At 63.5% G+C, this 11,953-nt stretch carries 12 protein-coding genes; all 12 read right to left on the bottom strand.

The window, feature by feature from the left end; translation table 11 throughout:
- Window positions 1-245 precede the first annotated feature (245 nt).
- Entirely contained in the window at window positions 246-1,163 is a 918-nt protein-coding gene (locus N5D61_RS18405) for a dihydrodipicolinate synthase family protein (protein ID WP_279893768.1), read from the bottom strand.
- A 226-nt stretch (window positions 1,164-1,389) separates the two neighbouring features.
- Window positions 1,390-2,427, bottom strand: a complete 1,038-nt coding sequence (locus N5D61_RS18400) for a proline racemase family protein (protein WP_108240054.1) — start codon at window positions 2,425-2,427, stop codon at window positions 1,390-1,392.
- A 110-nt stretch (window positions 2,428-2,537) separates the two neighbouring features.
- Window positions 2,538-3,260 (bottom strand): amino acid ABC transporter ATP-binding protein, encoded by a 723-nt coding sequence (locus tag N5D61_RS18395; RefSeq protein WP_108240053.1) that lies wholly within the window; start codon window positions 3,258-3,260, stop codon window positions 2,538-2,540.
- Window positions 3,253-3,903 (bottom strand): amino acid ABC transporter permease, encoded by a 651-nt coding sequence (locus N5D61_RS18390; protein WP_279893767.1) that lies wholly within the window; start codon window positions 3,901-3,903, stop codon window positions 3,253-3,255. Before N5D61_RS18390 ends, N5D61_RS18395 begins: the two co-directional genes overlap by 8 nt.
- Before the next feature lie 9 nt (window positions 3,904-3,912).
- Entirely contained in the window at window positions 3,913-4,578 is a 666-nt protein-coding gene (locus tag N5D61_RS18385; protein ID WP_108240051.1) for an amino acid ABC transporter permease, read from the bottom strand.
- Entirely contained in the window at window positions 4,571-6,340 is a 1,770-nt protein-coding gene (locus N5D61_RS18380) for an aconitase X (RefSeq protein ID WP_279893766.1), read from the bottom strand. The genes N5D61_RS18385 and N5D61_RS18380 overlap by 8 nt, the downstream gene beginning before the upstream one ends.
- 83 nt (window positions 6,341-6,423) lie before the next feature.
- Window positions 6,424-7,203 carry a transporter substrate-binding domain-containing protein gene (locus tag N5D61_RS18375; protein WP_256602005.1) on the bottom strand — a complete coding sequence of 260 codons (780 nt, stop codon included), beginning with the start codon at window positions 7,201-7,203 and terminating at the stop codon, window positions 6,424-6,426.
- A gap of 305 nt (window positions 7,204-7,508) precedes the next feature.
- A complete protein-coding gene (locus N5D61_RS18370) occupies window positions 7,509-8,252 on the bottom strand; it encodes an AraC family transcriptional regulator (RefSeq protein WP_108240048.1) in 744 nt (247 codons plus the stop codon).
- Window positions 8,253-8,322: 70 nt separating this feature from the next.
- A complete protein-coding gene (locus N5D61_RS18365; RefSeq protein ID WP_279893765.1) occupies window positions 8,323-9,603 on the bottom strand; it encodes an FAD/NAD(P)-binding oxidoreductase in 1,281 nt (426 codons plus the stop codon).
- Entirely contained in the window at window positions 9,600-9,836 is a 237-nt protein-coding gene (locus N5D61_RS18360) for a (2Fe-2S)-binding protein (RefSeq protein WP_279893764.1), read from the bottom strand. The genes N5D61_RS18365 and N5D61_RS18360 overlap by 4 nt, the downstream gene beginning before the upstream one ends.
- Window positions 9,829-10,962, bottom strand: coding sequence for an FAD-binding oxidoreductase (locus N5D61_RS18355; protein WP_279893763.1), 1,134 nt, complete (start codon window positions 10,960-10,962; stop codon window positions 9,829-9,831). Before N5D61_RS18355 ends, N5D61_RS18360 begins: the two co-directional genes overlap by 8 nt.
- Window positions 10,959-11,909 (bottom strand): 4-hydroxyproline epimerase, encoded by a 951-nt coding sequence (locus N5D61_RS18350; RefSeq protein ID WP_279893762.1) that lies wholly within the window; start codon window positions 11,907-11,909, stop codon window positions 10,959-10,961. The genes N5D61_RS18355 and N5D61_RS18350 overlap by 4 nt, the downstream gene beginning before the upstream one ends.
- Between the last annotated feature and the right edge of the window lie 44 nt (window positions 11,910-11,953).

Here is an 11,953-nt window from a genome sequence, read left to right as displayed (position 1 = left end):
TGGCTTTGGTTACTTTCCCCGAAAGGAAAGTGACCCGCTGTAAAAGCGGAACGGTGAATCGGCGTCACCCTCGTCAATGGATCAGCCCTCGGTGTCGGGACCGCTCAACCCTGCCTTGAGCGCCCACCTCCGCTCAGTTGCACCCAAGTCGCGTTCGGCGGTGGCTGGGCTGTTTGTGTAGGAAGAGCAAGAGCAAAGAGCAAAGTGTCGTTGGATTCAGGCATGGGTTGATCGGGTTTTTCCGATCACAGCCCCACATCCGGCAGCACCGGCTTGCTCGCCAGCGCTGCCTTCATCAGCCCCTCCACATAAACCCGATCACTGTCTGGCAGCGCCAGGCGCGGTGGACGGGTGAGGGCGCTGCCGCGCTGCATGATGGCCTCGCAGAGTTTGATGCACTGCACCAGATCCGGACGCGCATCCAGGTGCAACAGCGGCATGAACCACTCATAGAGCGCCATCGCCTCCGCAAACCGTCCTGCCTTGGCCAGCCGGAAAAGCGTTTCACCCTCTTTCGGGAAGGCGTTGGACATCCCCGAGACCCAGCCCACCGCCCCTACGGCCACGCTTTCGACCAATACGTCGTCCAGACCGGCGAACAACACGAAACGGTCGCCGACTTCATTGCGTACGTCGATGAAACGGTTGGTGTTGCCCGACGAATCCTTGAAGCAGACCACGTTGTCGCAGTCGGCCAAGGAGATCAGGATGTCTGGCGTGACGTCGTTCTTATAAATGGGCGGATTGTTGTAAACCATCATGGGCAGATCGCAGGCCGAGGCCACCGTCCGAAAATGCGCGGCGGTTTCGAAGGGTTTCGAGGAATACACCAGCGCAGGCATCAACATAATGCCGTCCGCCCCTGCTTTCTTGACCTCATTGGCCACGGCGCAGGCATGGGCGCTGGTGAATTCCGCGATGCCGGAAATCACCGGCACACGGCCTGCGGCTGCATCTTTGGCGGCTTCGACGAGGCTGATTTTCTCGGCCACGCTGAGCGAGGTGTTTTCGCCCACCGTGCCGCAGATGACCAACCCCGACACACCATCGCGCACCAGATTAGAGATGACCGTGTGCGTGGCTTCCACATCCACTGAAAAGTCTTCGCGAAACTGCGTGGTGACGGCCGGAAAAACGCCGCTCCAGGATACGGATTGATTCATGAGTGACTCCTGTTTGGATTAAATGTATTTCGTATACGTTCTGGTTTGGGCAAATGTCGCCCGGTGAAACGTGCTCCTTGTCGCAAGGCTGCTAGCCCTTGGTCCGCTGCGCAGCAGCGTGGACTCAGCCACCGCGATGCAACAGGCGGGGCGCAGGTCGCGGGTCGCCGCTGCGCGCCCGATCGTGAGCCAGCCACCCTCCGACAGGCATGGCGTCGCCCTTCGGTTACAACTCCAACCCTACCGGCCAGGTATCCGTGAGCTTGTAGCCCTCAGGCCAAGGGTCGCTCGGATCGAGCATGTGCTGGTGCGTACCAGTGATCCACGCACGCCCTGACAGGCTCGGCACGATGGCTGGCCGCCCCGCGACGTCCGTTATGCGCTCAATCTTGCAATGAAATTCCGAGCCGATGATCGAGCGGCCAATGAAGGGTTCGCCGACTTGCAGTTGGCCCTTGGCGTGAAGCACCGCCAGGCGCGCCGAACACCCGGTGCCACAGGGCGAGCGGTCGATCTTGCCGGGACGAATCACCACGGCATTGGCGGCATGAGCGATGCCACCGGCTCGGCTCACCGGCGCGGCGATCTGGCAGAAGGAAATGTGGTTCCAGTCCGGGTTGAGTGGATGGGTGAAGCCCAACTGTTCGTTGGCCGCCAGGGTTATCTTCAAGCCCGTTTCGACCAGATCCTTCGCTTCGTCGGCGGTCAGCGAGAAGCCCAGTGTCGTGGCGTCGACGATGGCAAAGCTGTCTCCGCCGTAGGCGGTGTCGACCTGAATCGACCCAAGGCCCGGCACTTCGATCCAGGCATCCAGGCGGTCGGCGAAGGAGGGGTGATTGTGCACTTCGACGCGCTCCACCTTGCCGTCGCGGCATTGGGCAATGGCCTCGATCAGGCCCCCCGGCGCTTCCAGGACCAGTCGGGTCTGCGGCTCGGTCATCGCCAGGATGCCGCTCTCGAGCAGGACGGTGGCCACGCACAACGAGTTTGAACCGGACATCGGCGGGACATCCGCCGGTTCCATGATGATCCAGCCCATCTGCGCCTGGGGATGTTTGGGCGGTACCAGCAGGTTGACGTGACGGAACACCCCGCCGCGAGGCTCGTTGAGCATGAAATTGCGCAGGACATTGTCCTTCTCGATCCAGCGCGACTGCGCCCAAATCGTGTCGCCCGGCGGTGGTGCGACGCCACCGACGATCACGTCGCCGACCTCTCCCTCCGCGTGACAACTGACCACGTGAATCACTTTCGATGAGCGCATGCTTCAAAGCCCTCCTGTCAAAGATGTCGTTGGGGGAATACACAAACACTGGACATTCAAACGACACACCCCCACGTGAAGCTGCCTGGCTTGCACGGCGCCCGGCTCCTTCAATTGATCGACTTCAGAAAATCCGCCGTCTCCGGCCGCTGCGGGTGGCCGATCACCTGATCCGGTGTACCGATTTCATGCACCAGACCGTTGCGGAAAAAGGCCACACGGTCGGACACGTCCCGGGCAAAGCGGATTTCGTGGGTCACCAGGATCATGGTCATGCCGTCTTCGGCGAGCATGCGCATGGTGTCCAGCACCTCGCCCACCAATTGCGGATCCAGGGCCGAGGTCGCTTCGTCGAAGAGCATGTAATCGGGCGACATGGCCAGCGCTCGGGCAATGGCCATGCGCTGCTGCTGGCCGCCTGAAAGTTTGCCGGGAAACACTTTGAGCTTATCGCCCAGCCCTACATGGCGAAGCTGGCTGACCGCCAGCGCCTCGGCTTCCTCTTTGCTCCTGCCCAGCACGGTGCGCGGCGCCAGCATCACGTTCTCCAGCACCGTCAGGTGGGGAAACGCGTTCCATTGCTGAAACACGATGCCGATCTTCTGGCGCAGCTTGTTCAGATCGGTCCCCTTGGCGTGCACTTCGGTGCCGTCGACGCGGATGCTGCCGCTCTTGATCGACTCCAGACCGTTGATGCACATCAGCAAGGTCGATTTGCCCGAACCCGAGCCGCCGATGATCGACACCACTTCGCCTTTTTCCACTTGCAGGCTCACGCCTTTGATGACTTCCAGCGTGCCGAAGGATTTGTGAACGTTGTCGATCTCAATCATGTTCTTGCCACCTTGCTTCAAGCCGGGCGCCGAACCGGGCAATCACCAGGCTCATGACGTAATAAATGAGACCCGCGATGCACAGTACCAGCAGGGGTTCTTGAATACGCGTGACGATGGTCTGCGACGCGCGCAGCAGTTCGACGATGCCGATCCACATCACCAGGGCGGTGTCTTTCATTACTGAGAGCAGCAGGTTGACCCAGCCGGGAAAGGCGACCCGGGTCGCCATGGGCATGACGATCCGGCGCAGGTCCTGCCAGTAACTCAAGCCGAGCGAGCGGCTGGCGCGGCGCAGGCTGAGCGGTACCGACAACACACCGCTGCGGACGATCTCGGTGCAGTACGCTGTGACGTAAAGGCCCAATACGATGCAGGCCACCGTGAAGGCACTCCAGTTGAGCCCGGCGATGCTTTTCAGCGCGTTGAATAGAACGAACTGGATCAACAGGGGCACGCTGCGAAACACATCGAGCACCCAGGCCAACGCAATGGTGCTGCGTGGCAACAGCGCACGGGCCATGCCGCACACCACGCCGGCGAGGGTGCCGATGATCATCGACACGATCGTCAGCGCCAGGGTGACCCATGCCCCCTGAAGCATGAACTGCAAGTCGTTCCAGCTGAATGTGCTGTTGAACATGGCCACTCCTCAGTACCGGAACAGACGCCACGACAGCAGCCGCGCAACGGCCACGATCAGTTTGGCGATCAGGTAATAAAGCACGGCGGCTATGGCGAAGAACTCGAAGGTGCGGAACGTCTTGACGTTGTAGTCCTGGGTGACGCCCGTGAGGTCATTGTTCAAGCCGACGATGACCCCCATGGACGTCATCAGCACCGCCCAGACCATCTGGTTGGTCAACGGGTAGAACACCACGCGCAGCAGTTGTGGAATCACGACCAGCCGATACGCCTGCCAGGCGTTCATCCCCAGCGAGCGGGCGGCACGCAGTTGGGTGTCAGGCACGGCCTTGAGACCGCCTCGGAAGTTTTCCGCCAGGTAGCCCGCGTTATTCAGGGTGATCCCGGCGAGCAGAGCGACCCACGAGCTGACGTGCACGCCGAACGAGCCCAGGCCGAAGTAGAGGATGTACACCTGAAACAGCGACGGGGTATTGCGCGCAATGGAGATCCAGGCCGCCGCGAACCCGCGCAGCACAGGGTTGCTGCCTTGGCGCATGAAGACCAGAAACAGCGCGATGGTCACCCCGAGGATCATCGACAGCGCAGCCGTCTGGAAGGTCACCAGCGCGCCGTTGAGCATGTCAGGCAGCGCTTTGAATGCAGCACGCCAGTGAAAGGTGTAGTCAAACATGCGGCGTCGCCTCCGCGCGTTCGGCGCCCCGCAGCCACGGCGGCAGCTTCGCGCTGGCAAAGCCGGTGCAGGCGCTGTCGACGCATTCGGCCAGGCTGGCGAAATGCACGCGACGCCCCACGAGCCCCGGAGCGTAATGGGCGTATTTCCCCGAGTTGGTCATCAGGTTGCGTGCGGTCGGCGGAATGACCGGCTCGCCCAGCATGCACCAGCAGGTATCGCTCACGAACTGCACGCCGAAATCTTCCAGCGTCTCGACGTGCCCGGCCAACTGCGCCGCCTCCAACGTGGCGCGACCACAGGTGATGACAACCGTCACGTCATCGTGCTTGCGCCGTCCCTGGCAAAGATCGGCCAGGGTCGCGCATTCGCTCAGGGAAAAATGCGGATTGCCCAGCGTGACGGCATCGACTTCAGGGCTCTGCGCGCTGTTCAGCTCCCTCCAACTGTGCAGCAACGCCAGCGCGCTGATCACCAGCCTTTTTTCGGGAGGGTGTCCCCCGAGGGCCAGTTCAGCGGTGGTTGCTTCCGGGGTGACACCGGCGATATGAAACATCGGGGCGGCGGACGTGGTCGCGAAGGCCGCACCGAAGGCCTTCAGGTCATCGAGCGTCGGCGCCTGGTTTTCCAGGCCGCAGACCACGGGGATGGCTGCGCCGCTGAGCAGCCCGACGTGGTAGCCGAGCAGCGGATAAAAACTGTCATCCAGCACACCGACCTCGGGCACATCGATGCGCAGGGTGGCCAGGCGTTGCTCGGTCAGGTGACAACCGACCTTTGGCGCCCGTCCCGTCAGGGCAATGCAGATGTCCAGGTAATCGGGGTATTTCAAGGTGCGCGCGCCGATCACGCTGTTGGCGTAGACCACCGCGTTGGACTCGGCCCAGACAATCTGCTCGCCCAGCTCCGGCGCGCTGTCCAGCAAATACGGTGCGCAGGTGAAACTGACCCGCGCGCCCATGTCCAGATAGGCGTCGCCCAACTGACTCGCTGGCTCGCCGATGGCCGGATCGACGCCGAGTGCCCGCCAGCGTCGCTTGTCCACGGAGATCGAATTAAGGGTGGTCGGGACCCGCACCCTGGCGTTCCAATCCACGAGTTGCCGGGCGAAGCGCAAGCTAGCCGGGCCGGTGTAGATGCAGCCGTCGATATGCGCCTGCGTGATGTCGAGCAACTGCGTGGCGCCTTGCAGTTCGGCCATGCGCAGGATGATGCCCATTGCCACTTGCGCAGCCTTGCCATACGCGCCATCCAGAAACGCCCGATCCATTTCGGTGAGGGTGATGGCGGGAGATGACCCGGTGTTCTGGACCCTTCGGGTTGGCGGCAGCGCCGGGGGCGGCGCTTCGAACGCGGTTACCCGACTGTTCTCGATCCGCACGAAGCTGGCCTCGCGCAGCGCCGTGAAGCCTGCCTCGCCGAGGCTGACCACCGGGATCGATTGACCAAACATCTGCTCGGCCACCATGACGCCTAGCGTGAGTATGTCCTCGACGCGCTCGAACACCAGAGCGGACGGCGCGTGCCCGTTGAGGATCAATTCCAGCAGCACGCTGCTGCCCGTGCACGACCCGCGCCCGCTGGGAATCGCCAGCACCTTGCCCGTGATGAACTGGCCGCTGAGGGGGTGGTGGCGGTCGATCACCTCACCGGTGAAGGGCTCGACGCCGCCCCAGAAGCTCAAGGCGACATCGGCATACAACAGCTCGCCCTGGGCGCTGCCTGAGACCAGACAACGCCCGTTCAAAGACACTTCAGACATCGTGGATTCCTGAATGAGAGCTTCATGCGTCACGCCGACAGGCGACATCGGCCCGGCTGATCGACGCCAGGGTGTAACGGGACTCAGTAATACACACCTGGCACCGTCAGGTTTGCGGGCTTGATGTCATCGCCCACCCACTTCTTCCACAATTCTTCGTAGCGGCCGGTGCGCACTTGCTGGTTGACGAACAGGTTCAGGTAATGGATCAAGCCGTACTCGTTGCGCTTGGCGGCCAGGGACACGTAATCGATGACGTAAGGCGCGTTACCGGCGACTTTCAGCCCCTTGTACTTGCCGGATTTGAGTGTTGCGGCCGCAACGGTGTTGGTCACGACCGTCGCATCGATATGGCCTTGCGCAACCGCCAGTATGGTGTCGTTCTGGGTCTGATAAGCGCGGAAGCTGCCGGTGCCCCAGGCCTTTTGGTCCTTCTCCAGAGCGATCGCCTCGTAAGTGCCACTGGTGTTGCCGACGTTTTTGCCTTTGAGGTCTTCGTATTTACCGATGCCGGTGTTGTCGCGGGTCAGCACGACCATCTGAAAGGCGAAGTAAGGGATCGTCATGGCTACCGTCTTGGCCCGCTCCAGGGTGTCGGAGGTGGAGGCGACGATGACATCGGCACGCCCGGAGACCAGGGCCGGAATCCGGTCAGGGAACGGTGTCTCCACCACTTCGGCGGTAACGCCCAGCACTTTCGCCAGGTCGTTGCAGTAATCGACGTCGAATCCGACCGGGTTGTTCTTGTCATCCCGCGAGCCCATCGGCGGAAAATCCAGTGTCACGGCGCAGCGGAGTTTGCCGGAGTCGATGATGTCATCGAGCTTGTCGGCCAAGGCTGCATTGATGAAGGACGAACTCATGACGGCGAGGAGGGCTACTGCAACAGCATGCTTTTTCATAGATGCCTCGATGGATGCACGTAAGGAAACAGCCGGATAAGTGATTTCGTATACGATATTTTCTATGCATGGGGCGTGCCTCTTTGGCCCTCGTCGCAATTCAGTCGGAGGATCAGTGGGTTACGGGACGCGGGCGTCCGGCGGATCGGGTGGCGGTGTTACATAAGGGAGCAAAAAAGCAGGGCGATGCTCTATCGAGGCACGGCCCGGACGGTTCTGCTGATGAGGGCCGACGCCAGGGCGGGGGGGAGCAGCAGGCCTAGCCGTTACTGTTGGGACTCGCGGTATTGGCTCGGTGAAACGCCGGTCAGAGCCCGGAACTGGCGACTGAAGGCGCTGTGGTCCGTATAGCCGCAACGTAACGCCACCTCAGTGATCGAGAGGTGTTCACGCAGCAGCCGAGAGGCTTCACCCAAGCGCGCTTTGTGGATCATCTGCCGAGGGGTGAGCTGAAAAATTTTCTTGCAGTAGCGCTCCAGTTGCGCGACGGAAAGCCCGGCGATTGCCGTCAGTTCTTCCAGGGTGATCGGGCGGGCGAAATGCTCGCGAATGTAGCCATCGACTTCGGCCAGTTTCTGGTAGGCGGGGTGTGAGTGCAGGGTCTGCAAGTCGCGCGATATGCCCGCCAGGCCGATGATAGTGCCCCGGCTGTCGCGCAGGGCAATCTTGTGCGTCAAGCACCAGACAGGCCGGTTGCCGTAATAAAGGTGCAGTTCCAGTTGGTCGCTCAGTTGCCTGCCGTCAGCCAGGACGCGTCGGTCCTGGGCGGTGTACAGCGGCCCGAATCTGGCCGGGAATACGTCCTCTGCGGTGCGCCCGACCAGTTGGCGCTTCTCCTTGCAGCCGCAGCGTTGCACCAGCGTCTGATTGACCAGCGCGTACCGCGCCTGCGTGTCTTTGACGAAGAACACCACGCCGGGGATCGCGTCGAACAGCGGTGCAACCCGTTCCAGGCTGCTCAGCAACTGGTCGAGGCTGTCGAGGGGGGAAGTGGGAATCAAGTCGAGCATTTAGGCGCCGCAGGGCATCGAGAGACATCGCCGATGATGCCGGATTCTAGCCCCGCGCGTCTGCTCCGAATCAGCCGATACAGGAAGGCGCAGCGCTGGAACCGTCGGCGTCGTCGAGACACGCCAATGTCGCGATGCGCGCCGGGCTGAAGGGCGGCCGTGGGCATGGGGCTTCCCAGCCGAATAACGTCTGGGCAGCCGTGGCGCAGATTCGGCCTTGGCACGCGCCCATGCCGCAGCGGGTGTTCAGCTTGGCGCTCGTCCAGTCGCCGTGAGGCGCCAGGGCCGAGTAGGGCACGTCTTCGCAGCGACAGACCAGTGTGTCCGCCGCGGCCAGGTGTCTCACGGCTGGCGTGAGTGAAAATGCGCGGTTCAAGGTGTCGGCGAAGCGTTGCCAACGCTGACGCTGCGACCAGCAGGCCTGCGCTTCGTCCTTCTGGCCGCTGGCGACCAACCCTGCGATCCGCCCCTCGATCAGGGCCAGCTCACTGCCGCCGAAACCGGTGCATTCTCCTGCTGCGTACAGGCCTGCGACGCTGGTGGTCTGCCAGGCGTCCACCGCGACCGCCTGCTGTTCGATGCGACAGCCCAGGGCGGCAGCGATCTCGACGTTGGGCACCAGCCCGAAGCCGCAGGCCAGGCGGTCGCAGGGTATTTCCTGGACGCTGGTTCCCGCCTGGATTCGCACCGACTCAAGCCGGTCCGAGCCCACGGCGGCAATGACATAGGCGGACGTCCGGTAGCGGGTACTGCTCAGCGTCAAGGCTTGAGCCGCCTTGTTCGGCCATCGCCACAGACCTGCCGCGAATCGGCTGACCGCGCTCAGAGCCGCCTGTTCGGCGATGCGCACGACCACGGCGCCGTGCTGGCTGGCGGTGGCTGCCGTGGCCAACAATAACGGACCACTTCCCGCGATGACGACGCGCTCGCCCGCCACCGGCAAGCCACCCTTGATCAAGGCTTGCAGGCCGCCTGCGCCGGTGACGCCGGGCAGCGTCCAGCCCGGAAAGGGCAGCAGGCGCTCGCGGGCGCCGGTGCACAGGATCAACGCATCGTATTTCAACACCCAGCCACGTTCGGCGTTTTCCAGCAGCACCTGCCTGGGGCCCGCCAGCGCCACGACTCGGGTGCCACTGTGCACCTGAACATGGGGGTACCGAGCCAGCGCGGCGCGCATCGCAATGGCCTGCGCCGGTAGCCGCGCTTGCGAGCCATCTCGCCATATCTGCCCGCCGGGCTGTGGGTTGTCGTCGAGGATCGCGATACGCATGCCGCTGGGGGCCGCTGCCAGGGCTGCAGCCATTCCGGCGGGGCCGGCGCCGACGATCAGCAGGTCGACGCTGTCACTCATGAGCGTGTCTCCACCTGCATGCCCTCACGGCACAGCGTCTGGCAGGCCAACCGGCGCAGGCCGTCGATGTTGACCCGGCATTCCTGACAGATGCCCATCCCGCACAGCGGCGCACGCCGCAGCCCGCTCACCGATGTGCGGGCGCAATGGTCGCCACTGGACATCAAGGCGGCCGCCACCGTGGTGCCAGGGCTGAAACGAACCGGTTGACCATCGATATTCAGCTCAGGCATGGGCGGAGGCTCCAATGAAGCGTTGCGGCAAAAAGGCGTTCAGGTGCGCCTGAAGAGGTTCGGGCAGCGGCGCGCGCAGCAATTGCGCAGCCAGCAGACGGGCCGTCCCCGTGGCGGTGGTCACACCCAGCCCTTCATGCCCCACGGCCAGCCACAGGCCGGGTTGCGCGGGATGTTCCCCGATCAGGGGCTGCCCGTCCGGGCTGGCAGCACGCAAGCCCGTCCAACTGCGGATGCCGTTCAGGGTTCCCAGGTCCGGCAGAAATTCCATGGCACGCCGCAGCATCCGGCCCAACATCGCGGCATCGATGGCCGCGTCATCTTGATCGAACTGCCGGGACGAGCCGACGAACAGTTGCCCGGTGGGACGCTGCTGGACGTTGAACGCCACCGACGGGCCCTTGCCCTGATGCGCGCTGGTGACATAGCCCAGTTCCACGAGGGTGTGGGTGATCCGGGCCGGGTAGCGGTCGGTGATCAACAGATGACCTTTTTTCGGTTCCAGTGGCAACTCAGGGCACAGCGTCCTGGCGTGGATGCCGTTGGCCAGCACCACGGCGTCGGCTTGCAGCCATTGGCCGTCCGCCAGCCGTACGCGAGGACCCTCGACGTCCACCACCTCCGCCCGCTGCTGTCGCACCTGATGGGGCTGGCGTTGCAACAGCCAGCGCGCCGCATTCGGTGCGTAGAGAATTCCGTCGCCCGCGACCCTTAGCGCGCCCGCAAGTCCTGGACGCAGCGCGGGTTCAGCGTCCGCCACCGCGGCGCCGGTCAGCAACTCGCACGCCATGCCGCATTCGTTCAACGCCGCGTGTTTACGCTCGGCCTCGACCATTTCCTGATCGTTGCAGGCCAGCCATAACGTACCGTTGGTGCGCAGGGCGCAGTCATCGGGCATGTGCGGCGCCAGCTCGCGCCACAGCCCGACGGAGTAATTCCCCAAGGCCAGTTCGGCCGGGCTGTGGTCCAGCACCACCAGATGGCCCATCCCTGCCGCCGTCGCGGCCGGGCGCTGGCAATCGAGCACCAGCACGTTGACGCCGTGGCGAGCCAGTTCGTCCGCGCAAGCGGCCCCGATGATCCCGCCGCCGATCACGATCACGTCGGCCGCCTTGCCCTCGATCAAAGGCGAATGCCCCAGGCGAACGGGTCGGCATCGTCCAACAGTAAGGTCGCTTCAGCGCTGATGTAGGCTCGCCCGCGGATCGTAGGGACTATGCGGTCGCCCAACTGCCGTTCGCCATGTTGCCACTTGAAACTGCCCTCGAACTGGCTGCCGATGACGCTTGCCTGTTGCCAGACGGCGCCCGGCTCCAGCTTGCCGTCTGCGGCCAGGCAAGCCAGTTTGGCGCTGGTGCCGGTGCCGCAGGGTGAGCGGTCGTAGGCTTTGCCGGGGCACAGGACGAAGTTGCGGCTGTCAGCCTGATCGTCATCGGCGAACAGTTCGATGTGATCGATAATGCCGCCGTCTTCACCCCGAACGCCCTGGCTCTCCAGCGCCTGACGGACTTTCCAGGTGTAGTCGGTCAGTGCGTCGAGGTGATCGCTCGACACGCTCAGGCCATGGTCGGCAATGAGAAAGAACCAGTTGCCGCCCCAGGCAATGTCGCCGGTCACGCTGCCCACGCCCGGCACGTCAACGATGAAGTTCTTGCGATAGCGATAGGACGGGACGTTGTCGACGCTGACCGAACGGTCTTCATGCAGGGTCGCCTGGACGGTACCCACCGGGGTTTCGATGCGGTGGACCCCTGGTCCGATCCTGCCCAGATGTGCCAGTGACACCACCAGGCCGATCGTGCCGTGGCCGCACATGCCCAGATACCCCGAGTTATTGAAGAAGATCACCCCGGCACAGGACTGGGGATCGACAGGCTCGCACAACAGCGCACCCACCAGCACGTCGCTGCCGCGAGGCTCGAGGACCGTGGCCGCGCGCCAGTCGTCATAGGCATCGGCCAACAGCTGTCGCCGCTCCGCCATGCTGCCGTGGCCGAGGTCGGGAAAGCCATCCAGCACCAGACGAGTGGGTTCGCCGCCGGTGTGGGAGTCGAGGATCTGGATGCGTTTCATGTGCTACCCCCTGCCAGTGAGTTGCGCGAATCGCTGCGCGCCCC

The organism is Pseudomonas sp. GD03842 (genome assembly GCF_029841165.1).
Taxonomy (GTDB): Bacteria; Pseudomonadota; Gammaproteobacteria; order Pseudomonadales; family Pseudomonadaceae; genus Aquipseudomonas.
Note: the sequence above shows the minus strand (reverse complement) of the source record. Positions and strands in the feature narration are given on the sequence as shown.